At 68.3% G+C, this 24,041-nt stretch carries 27 protein-coding genes and 1 tRNA gene; 17 read left to right on the top strand and 11 right to left on the bottom strand.

Annotation, left to right across the window (positions count from 1 at the left end):
• Positions 1 to 244: 244 nt before the first annotated feature.
• Positions 245 to 3,055, top strand: coding sequence for an ATP-binding cassette domain-containing protein (locus tag NOCYR_RS30650; protein ID WP_231855985.1), 2,811 nt, complete (start codon positions 245 to 247; stop codon positions 3,053 to 3,055).
• Positions 3,056 to 3,398: 343 nt separating this feature from the next.
• A complete protein-coding gene (locus NOCYR_RS23205) occupies positions 3,399 to 3,674 on the top strand; it encodes a hypothetical protein (RefSeq protein WP_014352857.1) in 276 nt (91 codons plus the stop codon).
• Between the two features lie 41 nt (positions 3,675 to 3,715).
• Here NOCYR_RS23205 and NOCYR_RS23200 read toward each other — a convergent pair whose 3' ends face one another.
• A complete protein-coding gene (locus NOCYR_RS23200) occupies positions 3,716 to 4,069 on the bottom strand; it encodes a hypothetical protein (RefSeq protein WP_014352856.1) in 354 nt (117 codons plus the stop codon).
• A 167-nt stretch (positions 4,070 to 4,236) separates the two neighbouring features.
• Here NOCYR_RS23200 and NOCYR_RS23195 point away from each other — a divergent pair, with 167 nt between their 5' ends.
• The 5 genes from NOCYR_RS23195 (at position 4,237) to NOCYR_RS23175 (ending at position 8,521) form a co-directional block, all read left to right on the top strand.
• Complete coding sequence (locus tag NOCYR_RS23195; RefSeq protein WP_014352855.1) at positions 4,237 to 4,962, top strand: lytic transglycosylase domain-containing protein; 726 nt, start codon at positions 4,237 to 4,239, stop codon at positions 4,960 to 4,962.
• 137 nt (positions 4,963 to 5,099) lie between these two features.
• Positions 5,100 to 6,383: a phosphopyruvate hydratase gene (gene eno, locus NOCYR_RS23190; protein ID WP_014352854.1), complete on the top strand. Its 1,284-nt coding sequence runs from the start codon at positions 5,100 to 5,102 to the stop codon at positions 6,381 to 6,383.
• A gap of 25 nt (positions 6,384 to 6,408) precedes the next feature.
• Complete coding sequence (locus NOCYR_RS23185; protein WP_014352853.1) at positions 6,409 to 7,059, top strand: FtsB family cell division protein; 651 nt, start codon at positions 6,409 to 6,411, stop codon at positions 7,057 to 7,059.
• On the top strand, positions 7,056 to 7,577 hold the full coding sequence (locus NOCYR_RS23180; protein ID WP_014352852.1) for a DUF501 domain-containing protein: 522 nt from the start codon (positions 7,056 to 7,058) through the stop codon (positions 7,575 to 7,577). The genes NOCYR_RS23185 and NOCYR_RS23180 overlap by 4 nt, the downstream gene beginning before the upstream one ends.
• Positions 7,574 to 8,521, top strand: a complete 948-nt coding sequence (locus NOCYR_RS23175; protein ID WP_014352851.1) for a Ppx/GppA phosphatase family protein — start codon at positions 7,574 to 7,576, stop codon at positions 8,519 to 8,521. Before NOCYR_RS23180 ends, NOCYR_RS23175 begins: the two co-directional genes overlap by 4 nt.
• A gap of 85 nt (positions 8,522 to 8,606) precedes the next feature.
• Here NOCYR_RS23175 and NOCYR_RS23170 read toward each other — a convergent pair whose 3' ends face one another.
• On the bottom strand, positions 8,607 to 9,056 hold the full coding sequence (locus tag NOCYR_RS23170; protein ID WP_048834404.1) for an SRPBCC family protein: 450 nt from the start codon (positions 9,054 to 9,056) through the stop codon (positions 8,607 to 8,609).
• Between the two features lie 195 nt (positions 9,057 to 9,251).
• Here NOCYR_RS23170 and NOCYR_RS23165 point away from each other — a divergent pair, with 195 nt between their 5' ends.
• From NOCYR_RS23165 to NOCYR_RS28670, 5 genes are all read left to right on the top strand, one after another.
• On the top strand, positions 9,252 to 10,718 hold the full coding sequence (locus NOCYR_RS23165; RefSeq protein ID WP_048833635.1) for a peptide MFS transporter: 1,467 nt from the start codon (positions 9,252 to 9,254) through the stop codon (positions 10,716 to 10,718).
• A 36-nt stretch (positions 10,719 to 10,754) separates the two neighbouring features.
• Positions 10,755 to 12,233 carry an amino acid permease gene (locus NOCYR_RS23160; protein ID WP_014352848.1) on the top strand — a complete coding sequence of 493 codons (1,479 nt, stop codon included), beginning with the start codon at positions 10,755 to 10,757 and terminating at the stop codon, positions 12,231 to 12,233.
• A gap of 4 nt (positions 12,234 to 12,237) precedes the next feature.
• The gene (locus NOCYR_RS29820) at positions 12,238 to 12,783 is read left to right on the top strand and encodes a hypothetical protein (RefSeq protein ID WP_014352847.1); all 546 of its coding nucleotides are present in this window, start codon (positions 12,238 to 12,240) and stop codon (positions 12,781 to 12,783) included.
• 61 nt (positions 12,784 to 12,844) lie between these two features.
• Positions 12,845 to 12,921, top strand: a tRNA-Leu gene (locus NOCYR_RS23150).
• 149 nt (positions 12,922 to 13,070) lie between these two features.
• Positions 13,071 to 13,337: a YdeI/OmpD-associated family protein gene (locus tag NOCYR_RS28670; protein ID WP_081505622.1), complete on the top strand. Its 267-nt coding sequence runs from the start codon at positions 13,071 to 13,073 to the stop codon at positions 13,335 to 13,337.
• Positions 13,338 to 13,448: 111 nt separating this feature from the next.
• Here the strand turns inward: NOCYR_RS28670 and NOCYR_RS23145 are convergent, their stop codons facing one another.
• Positions 13,449 to 14,669 carry an acyl-CoA dehydrogenase family protein gene (locus tag NOCYR_RS23145; RefSeq protein WP_014352845.1) on the bottom strand — a complete coding sequence of 407 codons (1,221 nt, stop codon included), beginning with the start codon at positions 14,667 to 14,669 and terminating at the stop codon, positions 13,449 to 13,451.
• 130 nt (positions 14,670 to 14,799) lie between these two features.
• Here NOCYR_RS23145 and NOCYR_RS29435 point away from each other — a divergent pair, with 130 nt between their 5' ends.
• The gene (locus tag NOCYR_RS29435; protein WP_148280738.1) at positions 14,800 to 14,991 is read left to right on the top strand and encodes a hypothetical protein; all 192 of its coding nucleotides are present in this window, start codon (positions 14,800 to 14,802) and stop codon (positions 14,989 to 14,991) included.
• Here NOCYR_RS29435 and NOCYR_RS23140 read toward each other — a convergent pair.
• The 3 genes from NOCYR_RS23140 to NOCYR_RS29990 all read right to left on the bottom strand — a co-directional run bounded on the left by NOCYR_RS23140 (position 14,960) and on the right by NOCYR_RS29990 (position 16,667).
• Positions 14,960 to 16,174 carry a DUF418 domain-containing protein gene (locus tag NOCYR_RS23140; RefSeq protein WP_014352843.1) on the bottom strand — a complete coding sequence of 405 codons (1,215 nt, stop codon included), beginning with the start codon at positions 16,172 to 16,174 and terminating at the stop codon, positions 14,960 to 14,962. The two genes, NOCYR_RS29435 and NOCYR_RS23140, sit on opposite strands and share 32 nt — an antisense overlap.
• Before the next feature lie 97 nt (positions 16,175 to 16,271).
• Complete coding sequence (locus NOCYR_RS23135) at positions 16,272 to 16,475, bottom strand: hypothetical protein (protein WP_014352842.1); 204 nt, start codon at positions 16,473 to 16,475, stop codon at positions 16,272 to 16,274.
• Positions 16,476 to 16,511: 36 nt separating this feature from the next.
• Entirely contained in the window at positions 16,512 to 16,667 is a 156-nt protein-coding gene (locus NOCYR_RS29990; RefSeq protein WP_014352841.1) for a DUF6131 family protein, read from the bottom strand.
• 244 nt (positions 16,668 to 16,911) lie between these two features.
• On the opposite strand from NOCYR_RS29990, the gene NOCYR_RS23130 reads away from it, so the two are divergent.
• Entirely contained in the window at positions 16,912 to 17,355 is a 444-nt protein-coding gene (locus tag NOCYR_RS23130) for a hypothetical protein (protein ID WP_148280737.1), read from the top strand.
• Positions 17,356 to 17,424: 69 nt separating this feature from the next.
• Here NOCYR_RS23130 and NOCYR_RS23125 read toward each other — a convergent pair whose 3' ends face one another.
• Both NOCYR_RS23125 and NOCYR_RS29815 read right to left on the bottom strand, forming a co-directional pair.
• A complete protein-coding gene (locus tag NOCYR_RS23125) occupies positions 17,425 to 18,033 on the bottom strand; it encodes a DUF305 domain-containing protein (protein ID WP_014352839.1) in 609 nt (202 codons plus the stop codon).
• 82 nt (positions 18,034 to 18,115) lie between these two features.
• Positions 18,116 to 18,289 carry a hypothetical protein gene (locus tag NOCYR_RS29815; protein WP_158430200.1) on the bottom strand — a complete coding sequence of 58 codons (174 nt, stop codon included), beginning with the start codon at positions 18,287 to 18,289 and terminating at the stop codon, positions 18,116 to 18,118.
• 192 nt (positions 18,290 to 18,481) lie between these two features.
• On the opposite strand from NOCYR_RS29815, the gene NOCYR_RS23120 reads away from it, so the two are divergent.
• Positions 18,482 to 18,928, top strand: coding sequence for a hypothetical protein (locus tag NOCYR_RS23120; protein WP_148280736.1), 447 nt, complete (start codon positions 18,482 to 18,484; stop codon positions 18,926 to 18,928).
• 81 nt (positions 18,929 to 19,009) lie between these two features.
• Here the strand turns inward: NOCYR_RS23120 and NOCYR_RS23115 are convergent, their stop codons facing one another.
• Together NOCYR_RS23115 and NOCYR_RS23110 are read right to left on the bottom strand one after the other, a co-directional pair.
• Positions 19,010 to 19,525 (bottom strand): hypothetical protein, encoded by a 516-nt coding sequence (locus tag NOCYR_RS23115; RefSeq protein ID WP_014352837.1) that lies wholly within the window; start codon positions 19,523 to 19,525, stop codon positions 19,010 to 19,012.
• 150 nt (positions 19,526 to 19,675) lie between these two features.
• Entirely contained in the window at positions 19,676 to 20,269 is a 594-nt protein-coding gene (locus NOCYR_RS23110; RefSeq protein ID WP_014352836.1) for an AMIN-like domain-containing (lipo)protein, read from the bottom strand.
• A 122-nt stretch (positions 20,270 to 20,391) separates the two neighbouring features.
• Between NOCYR_RS23110 and NOCYR_RS23105 the strand changes: the two genes are divergently transcribed.
• Positions 20,392 to 21,543, top strand: a complete 1,152-nt coding sequence (locus NOCYR_RS23105) for a class I SAM-dependent methyltransferase (RefSeq protein WP_048833633.1) — start codon at positions 20,392 to 20,394, stop codon at positions 21,541 to 21,543.
• A 155-nt stretch (positions 21,544 to 21,698) separates the two neighbouring features.
• Positions 21,699 to 22,556: a Bax inhibitor-1/YccA family membrane protein gene (locus NOCYR_RS23100; RefSeq protein ID WP_014352834.1), complete on the top strand. Its 858-nt coding sequence runs from the start codon at positions 21,699 to 21,701 to the stop codon at positions 22,554 to 22,556.
• Positions 22,557 to 22,817: 261 nt separating this feature from the next.
• Here NOCYR_RS23100 and NOCYR_RS23095 read toward each other — a convergent pair whose 3' ends face one another.
• Entirely contained in the window at positions 22,818 to 24,038 is a 1,221-nt protein-coding gene (locus tag NOCYR_RS23095) for an acetyl-CoA C-acetyltransferase (RefSeq protein WP_014352833.1), read from the bottom strand.
• Between the last annotated feature and the right edge of the window lie 3 nt (positions 24,039 to 24,041).

The raw sequence follows: 24,041 nt of genomic DNA, 5'->3' as shown, positions 1-24,041 counted from the left end.
GGCGTGGCGGGAAGTGCGGCCGGCTCGATTCGCCGGCTGGGAAGTGCATCGGGTCTGGCGCGCCGAGTGGCTCGTCGTGCGGGCGCAGGGGCATCGTTCCTTTCAGCGGTGCGGCGGCCTGGCTGTGTGTGCGGGGTTCGGAGAGCGACCGGTGAGCAGGACCGGGCCCGCTCCGGAGCGGTAGCGGTCGGCGAGGTCGAACGGCGCGGTCGGCTCGGTGTTTGCGAGTTCTGGCGGTGATGCGGTGCGGAATCTGAGCCGGATCGCGGCGGTGGCGCCGGCGTTGGTGGTGGTCGTGCTGGCGGTGCTGGGCCCGAGTCTGGCCGCGCGTGCGGCCGAGCAGCCGGTCGGCATTCCGTTTGCCGCGCCGAGTGGTAACGCGTGGCTCGGCACCGACCGGCTGGGACGGGATGTGCTGAGCCGGCTGCTGTACGGCGGCTGGGGTCTGCTGTTGACCGCCGCGGTGATCGCGGTGGTCGTGACCGTGGTGGCGAGCGTGCTCGGCGCGGTGGCGGCGCTGCGGCCGCGGGTGGGCGCGGTGATCGAACTCGGCACCGACTTCGTCATCCTGCTGCCCGCCGTCCTCGGCATCCTGCTGGTGCTGACCTCCTGGCCGGACGCCGGCGTGCCCGGACTGATCGTGCTGGCCCTGCTGTTCGGCGCCCCCTACTGCGCCCGCGTCTTCGCCGCCGCCGCAGCCGGTGTGGCCGCCAGCGGCTACATCGAAGTCGTACAAGCCAGCGGAGAAACCCTGCCCCACCTCGTCTTCCGCGAAATGATGCCGAACCTGCGCGAGATCTTCGCCACCCAACTCGGCCTGCGCTTCGTCGCCGGCGTCTACCTGGTCGCCACCGCCTCCTTCCTGCAACTGCCCACCACCCTCGGCGCCACCAACTGGGCCGTCATGGTCCGCGACAACGCCTCCGGGCTGTTGCTGAACCCCTGGGCAGTACTGGCCCCGAGCCTGGCCATAGCGATCGTCGCCGTCAGCGTGAACCTCGCGGTGTCGGAGTTCGGCCGGGGTGATGCGCCGAGCACGGCGGCGGCATTCAGCGGTGCGCTCGGAGGTAGTGGGCGCCAAGGCGTGGTGAGAGCGAGCTCGGATAGCAAAGGGTTGTTCGATGACGCGATCCTGGGGGCGGGAGTCGTTGGGCTGCGAGCTGATTCGGGCAGTGGCGCGGGTGGCTCTGGGCTGAGCGATGGTGCAGTGGGTCGTGCGGGTGCGGCTGGCCTGCGGGATGGCTCGGGGCTGGCGGCGCTGGGCGACGATTCGGTTGGCGGCACAGGAACCGCTGCGTTGCCTGGTGGTGCGACTGGACGCCCGGGGAGGATTGGGTTGCGTGACAGCGCAGTTGCGGGGGCGGCCGAGCTGCGTGACGACCCGGACGCGGGCGCTATGGCGGCCGGGTCGGGTGGCGACGCGATTGCGGGCGCGCAGGTGGCCGGGTCGGACGGTGATCCGGTTGCGGAGGGGCGGGAGGCCGGGTCGGGTCGTGATCCGAGCGCCGGGGCGGAGGCGGCCGGTGAGATGCGGGGGCGGTCTGGTGAAGCCGTGGTGGTGAGCGGCGTGGTTGTGGTCGGGTCGACTGGGCAGAAGTTGCTGGGGCCGGTGTCGTTTCATGCCGAGCGAGGGGCCGTCATCGCGTTGACCGGGCCGTCCGGGTGCGGGAAGACGACGTTGCTGCGGTTGCTGCTCGGGCAGTTGCCGGAGGCGGACGCGCGTGTGGAGGGCGCCGTGACCGTGGCCGGTGAGCAGGTGTTGGCGCTGCGGGAGGCGCGGTTGCGGGTTTTCCGGCGCGACCGGATCGCCTATGTCGGGCAGGATCCGGGTTCGGCGCTCAATCCGCTCATGCGGGTGCGGACGTTGCTGGCCGAAGTCGCGCGCGATCGCTCCGCCGCGGCCCTGACGAAGGCGCTGGAACAGGTCGGGCTGTCCGCCGAGCATCTGGATCGCCGGCCCGACGAGCTGTCCGGCGGCCAGCAGCGGCGGGTGGCGCTGGCGCGTGCGCTGGTGCGTGGCACCGAAGTTCTGGCGCTGGACGAACCGTTCGCCGGGCTGCATGCCGCGCTGCGGGCCGAGATCGCGGGTGTGATCGCCGGGATCGCGGCGAGCGGCGTGACGGTGGTGCTCACCGGTCACGACACCGATACCGTGCACTCGATCGCCGATCAGGTCGTCGAGCTGGGCAGTGTGTCGGCGCGCCAGGTCCGCGACGCCGCCGCCGTTTCCGGCGACGAGCCGATCGTCCTGCGTGCGCAGAGCGTGTGCGCTTCGATCAAGGGGAAGCCGGTACTGACCGGGATCGATTTCACGCTCGGTCGCGGGTCCGCGCTGGCCGTCGTCGGTGCCTCCGGTGCGGGCAAGACCACGCTCGCGCGGGTGCTGGCCGGGCTGCATCAGGAGGCTTCAGGGGCGCTCGACCTGGATGGGACGCCGTTACCGATCGCTGAATCACGCGGGAATCGGCACGTGCGCAACGGGATTCAGCTCGTCACGCAGAACCCTAAATCCGCGCTCAACCCGCGCCGCACCGTCGGGCAGACGCTGGCCCGTCCACTGAGCCGGCACTCCCATCGCCGCGCATCGGCACCGCGCCGGCGTGGGAGTTTCTCGACGGCACCGATAAAGCGGGTGCGAGACAATCTGTTCGCTCGCCCGTCGAAAGACGAACTGCGCGAACAGATCACCGCACTACTGGAATCGGTCGACCTGGACCCCGGCCTAGCCAACCGCTACCCGCACGAACTCTCCGGCGGCCAACGCCAACGCGTCGCCCTGGCCCGCGCCCTGGCTGCCGACCCCGCGGTCCTACTGTGCGACGAAATCACCGCCGCCCTCGACCACGAAACCGCCGACGCCATCATGACCCTGCTCGACCGCATCCGCACCGACCGCGGCACCGCCCTCCTATTCATCACCCACGACATGACCGTCGTCGCCGCCCACTGTCCGCACACCCTGGTCCTCGACCACGGCCACCCCGTCGAATCCGGCCCGACCGCGACCATCCTCGCCGCACCCGGCCACACGGCCACCCGCGAACTCCTGCACTGAAACAGCACCCCGCACGGCATCGTTCTGTCCTCCAGCATTCATTTCGCGGCCCCGTCCCGGCGACCCTGCGCCCAGTGTGACCCGCCGGCGGCCACTGCTTGATGCACCCGGTCCGGCGGCCGCCGTGTAATGCGCCGCTGGGTGGTCCTGTACCCACTGCGCGGTGCGCCGCCCGGGCGGTCCTGCACCAACCGGCGGCGGTGCTCCGCGGGGTCTGCACCCACCACGCAGCAACCCGGCACGTACCGCCGAACATGCGCTACCTGAGCACCTTTCGGCCCGCCCGAACTTGTCGTACCCCCCTGCCACAATGAGGAGGAACCAGAGATCACAGGGGGTTTTCATGGCTCATTCCATCGCCGTCGCGGGTATCGCAATCTTCAGCGTCACTGCCGTCGTGGCTTTGTTGACGGGGGCCGTGGCGCACTTGATCGGCGCCCGTGCCCGGCGCGCTGCGGATTTCTGTTTCGTCGGCGACTGGATCCCGACCTCCGGATACTTCCAGCATCGCGAACGTCACCGGAATATCGCGCGAGTCGAGTTCTGGTCCAACCTGATCGGGCTGTTATGCACCCTGGGCGGGCTGGTGATGCTCGTCGTGGCTTTGGGGGCGGGCTGATGCCGCGAACGACCCGCGGTGTGGGAACGCGGGGCGACGGCTCAGGTCGCGCCGATGGACCGAGCACCCATGGCGATGTAGAACATCGTCAGCGTGAACAGGAACCACCCGGCGCCCTGCCAGATCACCCAATTGCTGCCGCGGCGCCACTGCCGCAGCGTCTGCACGAACGCGCCGATCCCGCCGAGCAGCGCCACCACGGTGGGCCCGATCAGAATCGCCGACTGCGCGGGCCCATCGCACATCAGCGGCTCGTGCTCACCGCAGTGCGCGCTCGCCCAGAACGCGGTGATCCCGAACACGACGGCAGCCGCCGCGATGACCATCAGCGCATACGTCGCCGCCCGCCGGTAGGTGCCCTCGTCGGTCCAGCGTTTCTCCACGTCATCGGTCATAACTCACCTCGCCCACTCGGCTACCTGTCTGCCGGATTGCCGCAAGTCCCGGCCGCAAACGTGGACGAGGGAGCCGCGTTGTCGCCGCACGCCCCCTCGCGCGGCCGGGTGACCCACCCCACCGCGCGGCGCCCACCCCCACCTCCGCCGATCTGGATGATGGAAGGGTGCTCTCGAAGAAGACCGGCGCGATCGCCGCCGCCCTCGCCGCGCTGGTGCTCGCCGGTTGCGGGATCGACCGCGACCTGGTGCCGATCCCGGAAGGACTGCCGCCGGGGCCCGGCGCGCCGCTGCCGGTGATCGATATCGACGCCCCCGGCCGCACCGCCGTCCAGCTGAACGCCTGGGCTGCCGATCTCTCCGACACCCTGCGCATCCCCGTCCCCGCGCTGGAGGCTTACGGCTACGCGGCCGCGGTGATGGTGCGTGCGCGACCCGACTGCGGTATCGCCTGGACCACCCTGGCCGGCATCGGCAGCGTGGAAAGCAAGCACGGTACCTACCGCGGTTCCGAGGTGAGCGAAACCGGCAACGTCGCCCCGCCGATCATCGGCATCGCCCTGGACGGCTCGCCGGGCGTCGCGCGTATCCCCGATACCGATAACGGCGCCCTCGACGGCGATCCGGTGCACGACCGCGCGGTCGGCCCGCTGCAGTTCATCCCGGAAACCTGGAAGCGCTGGGGCGTGGACGCCAACGGCGACGGCGTGATCGACCCGCACAGCATCGATGACGCCGCCCTCACCGCCGCCCGCTACCTCTGCGACAGCGGCGGCGTGCTCACCACGCCCGAAGGCTGGTCCAAGGCGCTGTTCACCTACAACCGTTCCGAGAGCTACATGATGGACGTGCGCGACCGCGCCGCCGCCTACAGCGTGGGCCGGCGGGTGTGAGCCGCTCGCACGCGGCACCGCCCGCACCGGGCACTCGGAGTGCCGGTTACTCGCTGAGCCCGGTGGGCGTTAGGCTCGCAGCGCACGGCCAACACGTCAGCAACCACCGTGCCAGCAGCCGAAGGAGTGTCGTTTTCGTGGCCATCATCGAACAGGTCGGAGCTCGCGAGATCCTGGATTCGCGCGGAAACCCCACCGTCGAGGTCGAGATCGCCCTCGACGACGGCACGCTGACCAGGGCGGCCGTGCCGTCCGGCGCGTCCACCGGTGAGCACGAGGCGGTGGAGCTGCGCGACGGCGGCGACCGCTACCTGGGCAAGGGTGTGCAGAAGGCCGTCGAGGGTGTGCTCGACGAGATCGCCCCGGCCGTCATCGGTCTGGACGCGGTGGAGCAGCGCACCGTCGACCAGGTGCTGCTCGATCTGGACGGCACCCCCGACAAGTCGCGGCTGGGCGCCAACGCCCTGCTCGGTGTCTCGCTGTCGGTGGCCCGCGCCGCCGCCGAATCCTCCGGCCTCGAGCTGTTCCGCTACCTCGGCGGCCCGAACGCGCATGTGCTTCCGGTGCCGATGATGAACATCCTCAACGGTGGCGCGCACGCCGACACCGGCGTCGACGTCCAGGAGTTCATGGTCGCCCCGATCGGCGCGCCCACCTTCAAGGAGTCGCTGCGCTGGGGCGCGGAGGTCTACCACGCGCTCAAGTCGGTGCTGAAGTCCAAGGGCCTGGCCACCGGCCTCGGCGACGAGGGCGGTTTCGCCCCCGACGTGGCCGGCACCCGTGAGGCGCTGGACCTGATCAGCTCCGCCATCGCCAAGACCGGCCTGAAGCTGGGCAGCGATGTCGCGCTGGCGCTGGACGTGGCCGCGACCGAGTTCTACTCCGACGCCGGCTACAAGTTCGAGGGCAACGTCCGCACCGCCGCCGAGATGGCGCAGTTCTACGCCGACCTGCTCACCGCCTACCCGCTGGTCTCCATCGAGGACCCGCTGTCGGAGGACGACTGGGACGGCTGGGTCGCGCTGACCGATCAGATCGGCGACAAGATCCAGCTGGTCGGCGACGATCTGTTCGTCACCAACCCGGAGCGCCTGGAAGAGGGCATCAGCAAGGGTGCCGCGAACGCGCTGCTGGTGAAGGTCAACCAGATCGGCACCCTGACCGAGACCCTCGACGCCGTCGAGCTCGCCCACCGCAACGGCTACAAGACCATGATGAGCCACCGCTCCGGCGAGACCGAGGACACCACCATCGCCGACCTGGCGGTGGCCGTGGGCAGTGGTCAGATCAAGACCGGCGCGCCCGCCCGCAGCGAGCGCGTGGCCAAGTACAACCAGCTGCTGCGCATCGAGGACGCCCTCGGTGATTCGGCGCGTTACGCGGGCGACGTCGCGTTCCCGCGCTTCGCGTTCGAGGACTGACAGCAGCGATACATGGGGTAGGGATATGACGGAGCGACGTGCGCGTGGTACCAGTCCAGCCGGACGAGGCGACCGCCGCACGTCGCGTTCCGCCCGTTCCCGCCCCGTCGCTGATCAGCACGGCCGGGCCGCCGCGCCGAGTCGCACCGCGCGGCGGCGTCCCGACGACAAGGCCGAACCGCGCAAGATCAGCGCCCGCAAGAAGAAGTCCGCGGGCAAGGACACGCCCGAACGCACCATCCTCGGCTTGTCGACCGGTAAGGCGGTCATCCTGGCGATGGTGGTGTGCGCGCTGGCGTTGACGCTGGCGGTGCCGATGCGCACCTATTTCAGTCAGCGCGCCGAGGCCGCGCAGCTGGCTCAGGAACGCAGGCAGCTCGAAGACGATCTGGCCCGGCTGCGTGATCGCCGTGCCCAGCAGCAGGATCCGGCCTACATCCGGTCCGAGGCCAAGGACCGGTTGCGGCTCGTGATGCCCGGGGAAACGCCGTATATCGTGCAGGTTCCCGGTATCGAAGCGCCCGCGCGCCCTGGCCCGACCACGCCGTCGCGCGAACCCGACCCTTGGTATACCGGCTTGTGGCGCAGCGTGTCCGAACCACAGCCCGCCCCCGACCCCGCGCCGGTGACCACGACGCCGCCCGCGCCCGCGCCGAACCCGGAAGGACCCAGGTGACCGAACCCGACGACCGGGATCTGCGGATCATCGAAGAGCAGTTGGGCCGCACCCCGCGCGGGGTGCTCGCCATCGCCTACCGCACCCCCGACGGCGTGCCCGCGGTGGTGAAGACCGCGCCCCGGCTGCCCGATGGCACCCCGTTCCCGACCCTGTACTACCTCACCGATCCGCGGCTGACGGCGGAGGCGAGCAGGCAGGAATCGGCGGGCGTGATGCGCGAGATGACCGAACGCCTCGGCACCGACCCCGAACTGGCGGCCGCATACCGCGCCGCGCACGAGAGCTACCTGGCCGAACGTGACGCCATCGAGCCGCTCGGCACCGACTTCACCGGGGGCGGCATGCCCGAGCGGGTCAAATGCCTGCACGTGCTGATCGCGCATTCGCTGGCCAAGGGCCCTGGCGTCAATCCGCTCGGTGACGAGGCGGTGGCGCTGGCGGCCGAGCACGGGTTGCGCGGGACGGCGGTCCCGGCGGATTGGCCGCGGTTGGAGCATGCGGAGGAGCAGTCATGAGTGACCGGGTCGCCGCGGTCGATTGCGGCACCAATTCGATTCGCCTATTGATCGCCGATATCGGTGCCGACGGCAAACTCACCGACGTGCACCGCGAGATGCGCATCGTGCGCCTCGGCCAGGGCGTCGACGCCACCGGCAGGCTCGCCCCCGAAGCCATCGAACGCACCCGCGTCGCGCTCGCCGACTACGTCGCGCTCATGCGTGAACACCAGGTCGCCCGGGTGCGCATGGTCGCCACCTCCGCCACCCGCGACGCCGCCAACCGCGAGGACTTCTTCGCCATGACCCGCGCCGAACTCGGCGCCGTGGTGCCCGGCGCGGAGGCCGAGGTCATCACCGGTGACGAGGAGGCGCGCCTGTCGTTCTCCGGCGCGGTCGGCGAATTGCCCGCTGACGCAGGCCCATTCGTCGTCGTCGATTTGGGCGGCGGCTCCACCGAACTGGTGGTCGGCGACGGCGACGGCGTGCACGCCGCCTACTCCGCCGACATCGGCTGCGTCCGGATCACCGAACGCTGCCTGCCCGGCAACCCGCCCGACGCCGAACAGATCACCGCCGCACGCGCTTTCGCCGCCGAACGGCTCGCCGAGGCGTTCACCCATGTGCCCGTCGATTCGGCGCACACCTGGGTCGGCGTCGCCGGCACGATGACCACTATCGCCGCCGTCGCGCTGGATCTGCCCGAATACGATTCCGAGCGCGTGCATCTCACCCGGCTGACCTCGCAGCAACTGCACGAGGTCTGCGATCGCCTCGTCGCCATGAACCACGATCAACGCGCCTCCCTCGGCCCCATGCACCCCGGCCGTGTCGACGTCATCGGCGGCGGCGCCGTCATCACCGAGGTGCTCGCCGAGGAACTGGCCCGCCGCGCAGGCATCACCGAACTGATCGTCAGCGAACACGACATCCTCGACGGCATCGCTCTCTCGATCGCCTGAGCCGTCAGTCGAACATCTGCTGGTAGTCGGTGACGCCCTGGGTGTGCCACGCGATCCTGGCCGAAGGTGCCCGAGGAATTTCCGTTCAGCTCTTGCCGTCGGAGCGCCCGATGATCAAGTGGGCGAGCCGGTCCAGCGATTCCTGATTGCGCGGGGTGAACACGAGATCCTGCGCGAAGCCGGGGATGAAGGCACCCGGCCCGCGCGAGGCGCGTTCGAACATCCGGATCCTGGTCACCCGGGGTTGCGGCTCGTCGAGTTCGAACCGGATCCAGGCCGCGCCGATCACCCACAGGTGGGCGTCGAGCTCGAGCAGGTGCGGTGGGTCGACGGCGGTGACCTTGGTGACGTCCTGCATGGTCAGCGGCCACAGTCCGACGCTGTGATGGATCCGGGTGCCGACGGCGGGCCAGTTGCGGTCGACCACGCGGATATGGGAGGCGCCCACCACCCAGCTCGCGTACAACCAGCCATCGGCCAGCGCCGCGAAGGCCTGCTCGATCGGCACCGGCACCGTCACTTCGACTTCCGTCATCAACGCACCGCCTTCGTCGTCCCGCTGGACCGCCCGCATCCGCCACGCGTGTGATGTTCCGGAGCCGAGCCTAATCAACCTCGGCGCGTCGTGCCCGATCCCGGCACCAGCGCAAATCGCGCGAAGACGTCGCGGTTCGATGCAAATTCGGTGTGGATGCCTGTGAACACCGGCCGAACGTGGGATTGTCTGACCATGTCCGATGCAGTAACGACCGAGCAATCACCCGCCGAGCGGACGTTGTTCGGGCATCCGATCGGGTTGACCAACCTGTTCGGTGTCGAGATGTGGGAGCGGTTCTCCTTCTACGGCATGCTGACCATCCTCGGGTACTACCTGTATTACTCGGCCACCGAGGGCGGCCTCGGGATGGATCAGGACACCGCCGTCGGCATCGTCGGCGCGTACGGCGGCCTGGTGTATCTGTCCACCGTGCTCGGCGGGTGGGTCGCCGACCGTTTGCTCGGCATGGAGCGCACGGTCTTCTACGGCGGCGTGGTGGTGATGGCCGGCCATATCGCGCTGGCCGTGCTGCCCGGTCTGTCCGGGGTCGGTGTGGGCCTGGTGCTGGTGGCGCTCGGCAGCGGCGCGCTCAAGGCGAACGCGTCCTCGCTGCTGGGCACGCTGTACCCGCACGGCGATCCGCGCACCGACGGCGGGTTCACCCTGTTCTATCTCGGCATCAACGTCGGCGCCTTCGTCGGCCCGCTGCTGACCGGTCTGTTGCAACGGGAGTGGGGCTTCCACGCCGGCTTCGGCGCCGCCGCCATCGGCATGGCGCTCGGGTTGACCCAGTACGTGATCTTCCGGCGCAATCTCGGCACCGCGGGCAGGCAGGTGCCCGATCCGCTGCCGAGCAGCGCCGTCGGCAAGGTGCTCGGCCTGGTGGCGGCCGCGGCGGTGATCATCGCGGTGGCCGCGGCCACCGGCCTGGTGACGCTGGACAACCTGGCCGATGTCACCACCGGCGTCATCGCGGTCGCCTCGATCATCTACTTCGTTGTCATGCTGATCGACCGCAAGGTGAGCGCGGTCGAGCGCAGCCGGGTGCGCGCGTTCATCCCGCTGTTCATCGCCAACGCGGTGTTCTGGTCGCTGTTCCAGCAGATCTTCACCGTGCTCGCCGTCTACTCCGATGAGCGGATGAACTGGAACATCTTCGGCTGGACCGCGCCGTCGAGCTGGATCGGCTCGGTCGAACCGGTCTGGATCATCGCGCTCTCGCCGCTGTTCGCGCTCATGTGGACCAAACTCGGCTCCCGCGCGCCCAGCACCCCGCGCAAGTTCGCCCTCGGCGTGATCGGCATGGGCTTGGCGTTCTGGTTGTTCACGCCGATGTCGCAGACCACCGGCCGCGCCGTGCCCGCCCTGCTGGTGCTGTTCATCATGGGTGTGTTCGCCGTCTCCGAGCTGCTGATCTCGCCGATCGGCCTGGCCGTGACCACCCAGCTCGCACCCGAGGTGTTCCGCGCGCAGATGATGGCGCTCTACTTCTTTTCCGTCGGTCTCGGCACCTCGATGTCGGGGACCCTCGCTCGCTACTACGATCCGGCACACGAGTTCGCCTACTTCGGCATCATCGGCGCGGTCGCGATCCTCGCCGGTCTGGTTGTCGCCGGCCTCTCACCCTGGGTGAGCAGGCATATGGAAGGCGTCCACTGACCAACCACCTGGAGACCTCGAACGAAGGAGATCGCCGTGGCGATACCGACCAGCCGCCGCCAGCTGTGGCGCACCAAAAGCGTGGAGCAGTCGATCCGCGACACCGACGAGCCGGATTCGAAACTCCGCAAGGAGCTCACCGCCTGGGACCTCACCATCTTCGGTGTCGCCGTCGTCGTCGGCGCGGGCATCTTCACCCTCACCGCGCGCACCGCGGGCAATGTGGCGGGACCGTCGGTGTCGCTGGCGTTCGTCTTCGCCGCCATCGCGTGCGCGCTGACCGCGCTCTGCTACGCCGAATTCGCCTCGACCGTCCCGGTGGCAGGCAGCGCCTACACCTTCTCCTACGCCACCTTCGGTGAGCTGGCGGCCTGGATCATCGGCTGGGACCTGATCCTGGAATTCGCGCTGGCCGCGGCGGTGGTGTCCAAGGGGTGGTCGCAGTATCTGGGTGAGTTGATGGGCTCACGGTCACCGATCGTGCACATCGGCTCGGTCGATTTCGACTGGGGCGCGGTGCTGCTCATCGCGGTGCTCACCACGTTGATCGCGCTCGGCACCAAGTTGTCCTCGCGGGTGTCGGCGGTGGCCGTGGCCATCAAGCTCGGCGTCATCGCGCTGGTGCTGGTGATGGGCGTGACCTACTTCAGCTCCGACAACCTCACCCCCTACATCCCCGAGTCCCAGCCGGGGGAAGGCGGCAGCGGCGTGCACCAGTCGCTGTTCTCGTTCCTCACCGGCGCGGGCAACAGCACCTTCGGCTGGTACGGTCTGCTCGCCGCGGCCAGCCTGGTGTTCTTCGCCTTCATCGGCTTCGACGTGGTCGCCACCGCCGCCGAGGAGACCAAGAACCCGCAGCGCGATATGCCGCGCGGCATCCTCGGCTCACTGCTGATCGTGACGGTGCTCTACGTCGCGGTGTCGCTGGTGCTCACCGGCATGGTGCCCTACACCGAACTCGCCGGTGACGACGCGACGCTGGCCACCGCCTTCGCCATCCACGGCGCCACCTGGGTGAAGAACATCATCTCCATCGGCGCCCTGGCCGGCCTGACCACTGTCGTCATGGTGATGCTGCTCGGCCAGACCCGGGTGCTGTTCGCCATGTCGCGCGACGGGCTGATGCCGCGCAGGCTCGCCCACACCGGTAACCGCGGCACGCCGGTGCGGATCACCGTCATCGTCGGCGCGGTGTGTGCGGTGCTGGCCGGTTTCATCGAGTTCGGCACGCTCGAGGAGATGGTCAATATCGGCACGCTGTTCGCGTTCGTGCTGGTGTCCATCGGCGTGCTGGTGCTGCGCAAGACCCGCCCGGATCTGCCTCGTGGATTCCGGGTCCCGTTCGTGCCGGTGCTGCCGATTCTGGCGGTCCTGGCCTGCCTGTGGCTGATGCTGAACCTGTCGGTGGAAACCTGGCTGCGTTTCATTGTCTGGATGGCGCTGGGTTTGGTGGTGTACTTCGCATACGGCAAGCGGCATTCGGTGCTCGGGAAGTCCGTCTCAGAACAGGGGTGACACGATGCGCAATCCGTGGCGACGCAGGCGCCGGGCGGAACCTTCCGCCCGCGCCGTCGACCATTCCGGCACCGACCTGGTCATCCGCTGGATCGACGCGGTGACCACCGGGCTGGCCGACGCCCCACCCGGCCCGCCGGAAGCCGCGCCCGCCCGGGTGTGCGACGGCATGTTCACCGCGGCCACCATCGCCGCGGTGCTCATCGAGCGGGTCTCCGACCGCACCGAATACCGCGTCGCCAACAACCGGTGCCTGGCGGCGTCGGTGGAGTTCATGAAGGTCCTCGGCGAGGACACCCTGCGCCGCTACCGCATCCAGTCCGACGCCCAGCCCGTCGGCCTGGACGAGGTGAACGCCGACGCCGACGAACTCGCCATCGCCCGCCACCTCGCCCTGCTCGGCGAAGCCCTCCAGATCGCCCTGTGCAAGGTCACCACCGACCCCGCCCTGTCCGCCGAGATCCGGGAAACCGCCAACGAATCCGGCCTCCTCGCCGCCGACGTCCTCGTCGAAACCTGCCAAACCATCCAATCCGACCCCACCACCTGACCCGAACCCACCGCCCCGGGGGATTCCGGTACACCCGTACGAGTCGGTAGGGTGAGCCGACGCCCCTATAGCCCAATTGGCAGAGGCAGCGGACTTAAAATCCGCAAAGTGTGGGTTCGAGTCCCACTGGGGGCACCAGTGTCGGTGCGGGTAGACGGCCTGCGGAGCCGGATCGTTGAGGGCCGGGCGGGTCCCCGCCCCGCCAACGGTCCGCAATGAGTCCGCAGCGGCGCCGGGACCGGTGTCGCTTCTTCAGCCACCGTGAGCCCACGACCTACAGTGGGTTCATGACCGATCAGCGGGTACCTGGCGGTGTGGTGCACGAATTGCCAGACGATCTGCGTGCGGCGTTGGCCGGCAATTCCGTCGCTCTGGCGGCGTGGCGTGACATCACGCCACTGGCTCGCAACGAATTCATCTGCTGGGTCGAGGACGCGGTGCAGCCGCAGACTCGGGAGCGTCGTATTCGACGGACGCAGGAGGAATTGGAGGAGGGGCAGCGCCGGCCGTGCTGCTGGCCGGGGTGTAAGCACCGGGAGCGCAACGGTCGATGAGGTCAGTGACCTTGAAGTAGGGCGTCGCCGACGAGGGTTGATAGGCGCCGCTCCGGGAGCCGGGAGCCGGGAGCCGGGAGCCGGGAGCCGGAGCAGCGCCGACCGGGCGAACTATCCGCCCACCAACCCCTTGGCGATATGCGTTACCTGGATCTCGTTGCTGCCTGCGTAGATCATCAGTGACTTCGCGTCGCGGGCAAGTTGTTCGACCTTGTATTCGGCCATGTAGCCGTTGCCGCCGAACAGTTGCACGGCTTCCATGGCTACCTCGGTGGCGGCGCGGGAGGAGTAGAGCTTCATGGCCGAGGCTTCGGCGAGGGAGACCTTTTCGCCGGCGGCGGTGCGTTCGATGGCGTTGAACACCATGTTCTGCACGTTGATGCGGGCGATTTCCATTTCGGCGAGTTTGAGCTGGATGAGCTGGAATTGGGCGATTTCCTTGCCCCAGAGCTTGCGCGACTTCGCGTATTCGACGCAGAGCCGGTGGCATTCGTTGATGATGCCGAGGGCCAGTGAGGCGATGCCGATGCGTTCGGCGGCGAAGGATTCCTTGGCGCTGTCCTTGCCGTCGCCCTTGGCGGGGTTCTCGGTTTCGCCGAGCAGGCGGTCGGGGGTGAGGCGGACGTTGTCGAAGAACAGTTCGCCGGTGGGGGAGGAGTTCATGCCCATCTTCTTGAACGGCGGGCTCTGGGTGAAGCCGGGCATGCCCTTGTCGAGCACGAAGGTCAGCACCTTGCGGTCGCGGCGGTCGGTGCCGTCCTGCTCATCGAGCTTGGCGTAGACAACCGTGACGTCGGCGTATGGGCCGTTGGTGATGAAGGTCTTTTGCCCGTTGAGGATGTAATCCTCCCCGTCGCGGCGTACGTAGGACTTCATGCCGCCGAAGGCATCCGAGCCCGAATCCGGTTCGGTGATGGCCCACGCGCCGACCTTCTCCATGGTCACCAGTTCCGGCAGCCAGCGCTTCTTCTGGGCGAGGGTGCCGCGGCTGCGGATGGTGCCGACGGCCAGGCCCAGGCTCACCCCCATCGAGGCCACCAGGCCGAGGCTGACCCCGGCCAGCTCGCTGTTGAGGATGACGCCCATGCTGCCCGCGCCGCTGAACCCGCCGCCCGGCTTACCCGTGGTGCCGGCCTCCTCGCGGGCCAGGGCTTTCGCCAATCCTTCCCGCGCCATCTCGTCCAGCCCGAAGGTGGCATACAGCTTGCGGATGATGTCGTAGGGCGGCATCGCGCCGCTTTCCAGCTGGTCGACGTGGGGTTTGAGCTCCTTGTCGATGAAGCCGCGCACCGCGTCGCGGAACATCAGGTCTTCGTCGGACCACTGGTACATCGCGTGAACTCCCGAGGGATCGCCGGAACAGTCCCCTCGAATATAGAACACGTTCTAATTCGGACGAGCGGGTGTGCGGTTTACCACCAACGGGTGCAATGGGGTGAACGGAAGTTGGACAATGGTCGGTATGGCACCGATAACTCGCGTCGGCATCGTGCTGTCCGTGCTCGCGCTGGGCATCCTCGCGGCGTCGATCTTCTTGCAGATCATCAACGATCGGTCCGCGGTGCTGGTGGCCGCCACCACCGCTGTGTGGGTGGCGCTGGCCGCGTCGACGTCGGTGGGCGCTAAGCGCGCGTGGCAGCATCCGCGGTACTGACGCTCTCGGTTCGGCGCCACGCCGGCCACTGCCGGTAGGTCGCGGCGCGCAGCAGCCATTCCACCGGGCCGTAGGTATGCCCGCGCAACCATCGCTCGCTCACCCATAGTTGAGCCAGATAGGTGACGACGGCGATCGCGAGGACGGCGAACGGCGGGATGCGGTCGCCGAGTGCGAATCCGTACCCGGTGAAGATCACGGCCATCACCACCGATTGGCCGATGTAATTGCTCGCCGCCATGCGTCCGGCGGGTGCTAATCGGCGCACCGAGGCCGCACGGCTCGAGTGCGCCAGCCAGACGATCGCCGCCATGTACAGCACGGTCATCACCGGGTTGAGTAGCTCCTGAAGTCCGAACAGGTAGCTCGGCACCTCGCCGTGCAGGGTGTGCAGCACCACCGTCGCGACCGAGACGGGCAGCGCGACGACGACGCCGATCAGCAACGCTCGCGGCGTCCAGCGACGCAACCGTTCGGCGTCCTCGAACAGTCGCACCTTGCCCGCCGCCATGCCGATCAGGAACATGCCCATGCTGGTAGTCCCCTGACCGACGAGGGTGAACAGCGCGTAGACCGGCCCGGTCGTGAGCTGGGTGGTGAAGACGTCGGCCGGGGAACCCAGGAATCCGGTGCGAATCGCTTCCAGGTCGAAGATCTCGCCGAGCTTGCCGACCCCGCCGTTGCTGCCCGGCGCGAACGCGAGCGCGGCGAACAGGACGTACATCGTCACACCGGCGATCAGCGCGGCGCGCGGCCGAATCTTGCGCAGCAGCACCAGAATCGCGCACAGCACCGCGTACAGGGTGAGGATGTCGCCGATCCACAACAGGCACACATGCGCCAGGCCGATCAGCAGCAGCGCCGCGAACCGGCGCAGCAACCGCGGGACGGGCGCGACCCCGGCGCGTTCGGCGGCCGCGATTTGCAGCGTGAACGAATACCCGAACAGAAAAGCGAACAGCAGGTAGAACTTGCCGAGGAAGAATCCGTAGATGATTCCGTAGGCGAGCCGGTCCCAGGTGCCGTCGTAGATCGGCGCGGGATCGGAATTCGGTCCGGTGAACGACAGCAGCATGGTCAGCACTGCCGCATTGGTGACCAGGATTCCGAACAGCGCGAAACCGCGCAGCATATCCACGTCGCCGATGCGCCGGGCCGCCGTCGACTGCGCCGTCTGGGTCATGGGCCAACGCTAGAGCCGGCCCGGCATCGTCCACATCGGCCGCCCGGACGATCTACCGCGGGCGCGGATCAGCCGTGAGGCTGATCGGCGGGTCTGATCACGGGCTCGGTTGCGGGAGCTTGCAATCGTTGACCTTGGGGTTGACGCCCGCATAGTTCAGCGGGCCCGCGATGACCGTCACCGCGACGGTGCCGAGGCTCGCGCAATTCTGCTCTCGTTCGGTGAAATAGCCGCGTTGAACGGCTGCGATGGCGCCGATGAGCAACCAGACGACCGCAATGATCATCACCACGCGTCGCATGTCCGCCCTCCTCTTACTCGTCTACAGGGCGTGGAATCAGTAGTAGTGACGCCTGCCTGCGACGGGGCGCCCGACACTGCCCAGGAGGAACAGCACGGCGCCGATGATCAGGACGACGATTCCTATCGTGGTGAGCACGGAAATATCGAAAATCAGTCCGGCAATGAAGAGTACAGCTCCGAGAATGATCATGGTGGATCCGATCAGGTGTAGCGATGACGGCTCGAGGCCGGTTGGTGGACCTGCCGTCACTTCCAGTAGACGCCCGATATGCCGTATTCGCAACTGTCTCGATCGCGCCACCGCGCGTGTCGAGCACAGATCGGGTCGAATTCTTATCGAGACGCACCGGTGATCAAAAACCAGCACATTTTGCCGGCGCGCGGGCAATACTCGGGACGAATGGCCGATTCCCGCGCGAGGTAGGAGGACAGTGGTGCACATCGTGGTCCGATCCGTCGCCGGCGCCCTGGCCGCCATCGCGCTGGCCCTCGGTTTCGTGATCGGCGGCTCCGGCCCCGCGGTCGCGCAGCCGACCACCGTCTTCCCGGTGCCGGTGGTGTTCAACTACTCCTACGATCTGTCGCCGTCGGTCGGCGTGGTGCATGTGGCGGCGACGCCGACCGGGACGCCTGGGGAAACCGCCCTCTCGGTGGACGACCCGATCTTCTCGATCATCCCGTTCTCGCCGACCGTCCAGGTGAACTGGCGCAATTGGAACACCGGCGCGAACGGCACCATCGAACTACCCACCACGAGCAACTCGACGGGCAAGCCGAAGCCGGTGATCGTCACCACCGGCACCGGCCTGGTCACCGCCACCGTCTTCGCCACCAGCGGCAACATCGTCCCTGGGTTCGGCGCCTTCCAGACGCCGTAGCCGGGTTCGATCATTGCCCGCCGAGGACGGTGACGGGCGGTACCGAACCCGCCACCGTAGGCCTCCGCGTCAGTTCTGGCCGAGCATCTGCCGCATCTGATCGATCTCGGCCTGCTGGGCGGCGATGATGCCGTTAGCCAGCGCCTTGGTATCGGGATTGACGCCCTCGGCCAGCACCGTGTTCGCCATGTCGATGGCGCCGAGATGGTGCTCGATCATCATCTGCATCCACATCCGGTCGAACTCCGGGCCCGTGGCGTTCTCCAGCGCCGTCATCTGCTCGGGCGTCATCATCCCGGGCATGTCGTGGCCGCCGTGTCCACCGTGCTCGCCGGCGGTCGGGGCGGGCTTGCCGAAGCTCTCCAGCAGCGTGGTGAACTGCTGCATTTCCGGCGCCTGCGCGGCCTCGACCTCCGCGGCCAGCGCCAGCAGCTGCGGATTCTGGGTCCGGCTCGGCACCATCTTCGCCATGTCGACGGCCTGCGCGTGATGCGGGTACATCATCTGCAGGAAGGTGACGTCGGCGGCGTTGAAATCGGTGCGGGTACTCGCGGTGGTGGTGGCCGCCGCGCTGGTGGTCGTTTCGGTGGTGCCGGTGGAGTCGTCGCCACAGCCGGCGACGGTGAGCGCGGCCGCGGCGATGGCGGCGACCAGCATTCGGGTACGGGTGATGAACATGTCTGTGCTCCTGGGAAATTGCGAAGGTTTACGGGCAGGCCGAATCGCGCCCCTGGCCCGGTGACCAGGGCGCGAAGGCCCATCAGATCCGCAGAATCGACAATTCCGACAGCGTTGGCATCGTCCATGGCGGTGGACGCTCTCGTCGAGCCGGGCGGCGACCGCCGGGCGTTTCCTGGCCGCTCAGAGGCTGAAATGCCAACCGGAACAACAACACCAGCCCGATCGCGAGACCGAGCATCGACAGGATGAACACGCAGGCGTGTATGCCGCCGTGCGCGCCACAGTCACCGCAGTCCTGCTCGTGGTCGCCGAGGGCGTCGAACGACAGTAGCGGAGCGGCGAATGTGCCCGCGAGCAGGGCTGATTCGAAGTGTTGGGCAGGCGTCGGTGGTCCGGTTCCGGCCTGGCCTGCCTGCGCGAGCATTTCGGATTCGAACTGATCAGCGTGTGGGAGTGGTTCGGTTCCGTACTGATCGAACGAATCAGCGCGCGCTACAAGGCCGAAATCGGCAACGGGTTGCGCGCTGTGCGCGGAGTTTTCGGATCGGGCTGCTGGGAAGTCCTGCGGCGCAGGAGCGGTCACGACCAACTCGGCAGCGGCCGCTTCTGCGTGCGCGGGGGTGGCGTCGATGCGCCAGGCAGCGGCGTCTGCATGCGAGGCGGCGGCGGCCGGGTGCGAGGCGGAGGCGACCGGATGCGCAACGTTGACGCCGGCGTGAGCGGCTGCGGGAACTGCGCCGACCGGCCCGACAGGACCCGCACCGTGCGAATGATCCGAACCCGCATCCACCCCGTGGTGCGCCCCACCCCACGCGTTCCCGAGATCGAACACACCGACGTGCATGCCGACGATCCCGCCCAGCAGCACGACGAGCGCGAGCAGCCGGGCTAACCCCGGCTGGCGCGAAGTCGGATGCTGGTCGGTCACCCCACCATTCTAGAGAGCGCAGGTAGCGATACCCCCGCCAGGTACTTACTCGTAGCTGTCGCAGGCGTCGACGGCGGCGTCCTTGGTGGTGTTGAACACGTCGATGTGGTCGTTCATGATGTCGGTCGGCGCGTTCGTCTTCAGCATGTCGGCCAGCTTCTTGCTGTCGTCGCGCCAGTCCCGCAACGCCTGCGCGACACCGGACGGGACGTTCTTGACCAGCTTGCGGTCGACGTCGTTGGCCCCGTCGCGAAGCGCGGTCTCGGCGTCGGCCGCCTTTGCCGCGGTGTCGGGGGCGTCGTTGTTGCTGGCGTCGATGTAGGCATTGAATTTGCGGACCGCGGTGCCGTTGGCGTCGCTGAACGCATCGCAGGCGGCGGTCGCCGCGGACTTGGCGGCCGCCGACGAGGATGCCGCCGCCATGGAGGTGTAGGTGGCCAGGTCGCTCTGGTTGACCTGGGCGGTGCCGGACACGCTGTTCGAACACGCGCTCACCAGAACGAGTCCACCCGCCAGCGCCACCGACGCGGCGGCCAGGCTCATGCGTTCGTAGCGTCGCATCGGTCTTTCTCCCCTCGCGGATGCCCGGCCGCCCCGTGTCTTCGCGGAGACAGACATTGCCGGCATCTGACCGTAAGTTCTCCTGACCGTACTGGGTCGTTAACGCCTATGGCGAAGCCGGACAGGAAAGTTGACGAACCGATATCGCGGCTAAGAGGTGGCGATATCGATGACGAGCCGGGTCGGGCCGCTCAGCGCGCTCACCGAGAACGCGGGGCGCTCGCCGTTGACGCCGACGAACGACTGGGTGACGCCCTCGAAGACGATGGTCCGGTACACCCCCGCGATGGCGGGCGTGGACGGGTCGACCACCGGGTCGGGGCCCGAGTACGGCTCCACGCCGCTGTCGAACGGGTAGACCGAGCCGGTGATCCGCACTTCCAGCACGGCCTGTCCCGCGACGTCGATGGCATTGCCGCTGCCGTCCTGCACGGCCTGGTCGACGTATTCGACCTCCCAGCCCGGCGTGCCGGTGCCGCCGAGCTCGTAGACGACCCGATCGAATCCCTCGTGATGACCGACGCTGATGTCGGTGACGGTCAGTGCGGCGTCGCCGGAGGCCTGGGCGCGTTTGGGCGCGGCATCGGCCGGGGCGGAAGGGGGTGCGGCCATGGTGGTGCTCGTCTCGGGCGAGGTGGCGGGCGCGTCGACAACGGTGGCGGGGGTCGGGTCGCTGTCACCGCAGCCCGCCGCGAATCCGACGACGCCGACGGCAACCAGGCCGACCACCAGCTTGTTACGCATGTGGCAAATGTTACCCACCATCGCCCGCTCGCACGGCGTATTCGGCCGGGGTGTTCGGCTGCCGGCACCGTCCGGATCGGGGCAGATGTGCTTGCCGGGCAACGATCTAGCACACTTGACGGGTGCTGAATGTGGAGGATCTGCTGGGGCGGCTGCGCCGGTATCCAGATGTGGAGGCGCCGAATCTGTATGCCGTCGATGCCGCTGACCGTTTGATTCTCGATGTCGCGGGGGACGCGCTCGCGGCCGCCGATAGCGGGGAAGTTGCCGTTATCGGCGACAACTACGGCGCCCTCACCCTCGGCGCGGCCGTGGCACACGACCTGCGCGGACTGCGCGTGCACCAGGATCTGCTCACGGGCGAACTCGCCCTCGCCGCCAATGCCCGCACCCTCGGCCTCGCCGACCGCTACACCGCCCACGCCCTCGGCGCCGAACTGCTCAAAGGTGTGCGGGTGGTCCTGCTGCGCCTGCCCAGGGTGCTGGCCGGGCTGAGCGAGATCGCCGACGCCATCGCCCGATTCGCCGAACCCGACGTCAAGGTCTTCGCCGGCGGTCGCGACAAATACCTCACCACCACGATGAACGAAGTGCTCGGCGAATCCTTCACCGATGTGCGCGCCAGCCGCGGCCGGCAGAAATCGCGGATGCTGCTGGTCAGCGGTCCGAAGCAGGTGGGTGAGCCGCCGTTTCCGGTGCGCGAGCACATCGATGAACTCGATATCGACGTCGTCGCGCACGGCGCCGCGTTCTCCGGCGCCCGCCTCGATATGGGCACTCGATTCCTGCTCCAGCACATGAAGACGATGAAGCCCGACGCCCGCAATGCCATCGACCTCGGCTGCGGCACCGGGATCCTGGCCGTCGCGCTCGCCAAGGCCAGGCCGCGGCTGGAAGTGGTCGGCACCGACCAATCCGCTGCCGCGGTGGCGTCGGCGGTGGCCACGGTCGCCGCCAATCAGGTCGCCGACCGGGTGACGGTGGTGCGCGACGACGCGATGTCGACCGCACCGGACAACAGCGCCGACCTGGTGCTGTGCAACCCGCCTTTCCATGTGGGTGCGGCCGTGCACACCGGGTCGGCGATCAAGATGTTCGCCCAGACCGGACGAGTATTGCGGCCCGGCGGCGAGCTGTGGACCGTCTACAACTCCCATCTCAATTACCGGGGCGTGGTGGAACGAATGGTCGGGCGCACCGACGTCATCGGGCGCAACCGCAAATTCACCGTCACCAGGTCGGTGTGTGGCCTGCACGATGCCAAGGAACGGTAGAGTCCGATTTGTCGGTCTTTGCCGCAACGCCGAGTCCCGGCCGGGAACTCGACGCCGGCGCTGAACGTTGGACACAACAAGTTGGAAATCGGGCGGTAGCTCGATTCCGGCGGCCACGCATCGACGTGGGCCACGACTCCAGAAAGGGATAAACGGTGCGCGCCACAAGCAATCCGGTATTCAAGAATTTGCCGAAACAGGAAGGCGGCGGCTACGCCAACTTCGGTTCGGGCGTGGCCGGTGCGGGGCAGCTGGGCCAGCAGTTCGGCAACCAGTACGGCCAGCCCCCGCAGTACCAGCCCTACCAGCAGGCCCCCGCCACCCGGTCGATGACCATCGACGACGTGGTGACCAAAACGGGCATCACGCTGGGTGTGCTGGCGGTCTCGGCCCTGATCTCCTACATCCTCAGCAGCGCCAACAACGGCCTGGCGCCGCTGTTCGTGATCGTCGGTGGCCTGGTCGGCCTGGTGCTGGTGCTGGTCGCCAGCTTCGGCCGCAAGATGGACAACCCCGCCATCGTGCTCGGTTACGCGGTCGCCGAGGGTTTGTTCCTCGGTGCGCTGTCGCTGATGTTCACCGGCGTCGAGTTCGGCGGTGCGGGCGGTTCGGCGCTGATCGGCCAGGCGGTGCTGGGCACCTTCGGTGTGTTCGCGGGCATGCTGGTCGTCTACAAGACCGGCGCCATCCGCGTCACCCCGCGGTTCACCCGCATGATCGTCGGCGCGATGATCGGTGTGCTGGTGCTGATCGTTGGCAACCTGATCGCGAGCTTCTTCACCGACGGCGGCTTCGGCCTGCGTGACGGCGGCCCGATCGCCATCATCTTCAGCCTGGTCTGCATCGCGATCGCCGCGTTCAGCTTCCTGCTCGACTTCGACGCCGCCGACCAGCTGATCCGCGCCCAGGCGCCGGAGAAGGCCGCCTGGGGCGTCGCCCTCGGCCTCACCGTCACCCTGGTCTGGCTCTACGTCGAGATCCTGCGCCTGCTGAGCTACTTCCAGAACGATTAGCGCCCGCGCGGCCCGACCGCGCAGACGACGACCCGAAGGGGCGGCCGCAACAGAGCGGCCGCCCCTTCGGCGTGTAACAGGGCGAAACGTCGCCATAACATGAGAGCGGTCCCGAACCACAAGATTCGGGACCGCTCTACTGATCTCGCAAGATCCGGGTAACTCACCGGGTACGGGCTGACGCACCCACCGCCCTCACCGCCGGCCGCCAACGCGACAACCGGGGCTCCTGACCCTGGCCAAAAATCGCGGGGAGGCGGATCAGCTGAGGCGCTCGATGATCATGGCCATGCCTTGGCCGCCGCCGACGCACATGGTCTCCAGGCCGAACTGCTTGTCGTGGGTCTGGAGGTTGTTGATCAGCGTCGCGGTGATGCGGGCGCCGGTCATGCCGAACGGGTGGCCGAGGGCGATGGCGCCGCCGGAGACGTTGAGCCGGTCCAGGTCCATGTTCAGCTCGCGGGCCGAGCCGAGCACCTGCACCGCGAAGGCCTCGTTGATCTCGTAGAGGTCGATGTCGTCGATGGTCTTGCCGGCGATCTTCAGCGCCTTGCGGACGGCCTCGATCGGGCCGAGGCCCATGATCTCCGGCGACAGACCGGACACACCGGTGGAGACGATGCGGGCCAGCGGGGTCAGGCCCAGCTCCTTGGCCTTGGTGTCGCTCATGATCACCAGGGCGGCGGCGCCGTCGTTGAGCGGGCAGGCGTTACCGGCGGTGACGGTGCCGTCGGGGCGGAAGACCGGCTTGAGCTGCGAGATCTTCTCGTAGGTGGTGCCGGGGCGGGGGCCGTCGTCGGTGGAGACCACGGTGCCGTCGGGCAGGGTGACCGGAGTGATCTCCCGCTCGAAGAAGCCGGCCTTGATGGCCTCCTCGGCGCGGTTCTGCGAACGCACGCCCCAGTGGTCCTGGTCCTCGCGCGAGATGCCGGTGTACTGGGCGACGTTCTCGGCGGTCTGGCCCATCGCGATGTAGACGTCGGGCAGCTCGCCGCTCTCGCGCGGGTCGGCCCAGCCGTCGGAGCCGCCCTCGGCGCGCTTGACGGTGCGCGCCTCGGCCTCGGCGAACTTCTCGTTGTGGGTGTCGGGCCAGCCGTCGGAGGTGCCCTTCGGGAAGCGCGAGACGGTCTCCACACCGGCGGAGATGAACACATCGCCCTCACCGGCCTTGATGGCGTGCAGCGCCATGCGGGTGGTCTGCAGCGACGACGAACAGTACCGGTTGAGGGTCACGCCGGGCAGGAAGTCGTAGCCGAGCTGGGTGGCCACCACCTTGGCCATGTTGAAGCCGGCCTCGCCGCCGGGCTGGCCGCAGCCGAGCATCAGATCGTCGATCTGGGCCGGGTCGAGCGCGGGGACCTTGTCGAGGGCGGCGCGGACCATCTGGGTGGCGAGGTCGTCCGGCCGCATGCTCACCAGAGAACCCTTGCCTGCGCGGCCGATGGGGGAGCGGGCGTACGAAACGATGACGGCCTCAGGCATGAG

It is taken from the genome of Nocardia cyriacigeorgica GUH-2, assembly GCF_000284035.1.
In the GTDB taxonomy this organism is placed as follows: Bacteria; Actinomycetota; Actinomycetes; order Mycobacteriales; family Mycobacteriaceae; genus Nocardia; species Nocardia cyriacigeorgica_B.
This window is presented reverse-complemented; position numbering and strand designations above follow the sequence as displayed.

What these genes read in the sequence shown, in the direction of transcription:
- NOCYR_RS23115 (WP_014352837.1), bottom strand. Translation starts at nt 19,525, where the DNA reads ATGCGACGCTACGAACGCATGAGCCTGGCCGCCGCGTCGGTGGCGCTG.
- NOCYR_RS23125 (WP_014352839.1), bottom strand. Translation starts at nt 18,033, where the DNA reads ATGTTCATCACCCGTACCCGAATGCTGGTCGCCGCCATCGCCGCGGCC.
- NOCYR_RS23170 (WP_048834404.1), bottom strand. Translation starts at nt 9,056, where the DNA reads ATGACGGAAGTCGAAGTGACGGTGCCGGTGCCGATCGAGCAGGCCTTC.
- NOCYR_RS23165 (WP_048833635.1), top strand. Translation starts at nt 9,252, where the DNA reads ATGTCCGATGCAGTAACGACCGAGCAATCACCCGCCGAGCGGACGTTG.
- NOCYR_RS29435 (WP_148280738.1), top strand. Translation starts at nt 14,800, where the DNA reads ATGGCACCGATAACTCGCGTCGGCATCGTGCTGTCCGTGCTCGCGCTG.
- NOCYR_RS23205 (WP_014352857.1), top strand. Translation starts at nt 3,399, where the DNA reads ATGGCTCATTCCATCGCCGTCGCGGGTATCGCAATCTTCAGCGTCACT.
- NOCYR_RS29990 (WP_014352841.1), bottom strand. Translation starts at nt 16,667, where the DNA reads ATGATCATTCTCGGAGCTGTACTCTTCATTGCCGGACTGATTTTCGAT.
- NOCYR_RS29820 (WP_014352847.1), top strand. Translation starts at nt 12,238, where the DNA reads ATGCGCAATCCGTGGCGACGCAGGCGCCGGGCGGAACCTTCCGCCCGC.
- NOCYR_RS23110 (WP_014352836.1), bottom strand. Translation starts at nt 20,269, where the DNA reads ATGCGTAACAAGCTGGTGGTCGGCCTGGTTGCCGTCGGCGTCGTCGGA.
- NOCYR_RS23185 (WP_014352853.1), top strand. Translation starts at nt 6,409, where the DNA reads ATGACGGAGCGACGTGCGCGTGGTACCAGTCCAGCCGGACGAGGCGAC.
- NOCYR_RS23200 (WP_014352856.1), bottom strand. Translation starts at nt 4,069, where the DNA reads ATGACCGATGACGTGGAGAAACGCTGGACCGACGAGGGCACCTACCGG.
- NOCYR_RS23135 (WP_014352842.1), bottom strand. Translation starts at nt 16,475, where the DNA reads ATGCGACGCGTGGTGATGATCATTGCGGTCGTCTGGTTGCTCATCGGC.
- NOCYR_RS23175 (WP_014352851.1), top strand. Translation starts at nt 7,574, where the DNA reads ATGAGTGACCGGGTCGCCGCGGTCGATTGCGGCACCAATTCGATTCGC.
- NOCYR_RS23095 (WP_014352833.1), bottom strand. Translation starts at nt 24,038, where the DNA reads ATGCCTGAGGCCGTCATCGTTTCGTACGCCCGCTCCCCCATCGGCCGC.
- NOCYR_RS23145 (WP_014352845.1), bottom strand. Translation starts at nt 14,669, where the DNA reads ATGTACCAGTGGTCCGACGAAGACCTGATGTTCCGCGACGCGGTGCGC.
- NOCYR_RS28670 (WP_081505622.1), top strand. Translation starts at nt 13,071, where the DNA reads ATGACCGATCAGCGGGTACCTGGCGGTGTGGTGCACGAATTGCCAGAC.
- NOCYR_RS23140 (WP_014352843.1), bottom strand. Translation starts at nt 16,174, where the DNA reads ATGACCCAGACGGCGCAGTCGACGGCGGCCCGGCGCATCGGCGACGTG.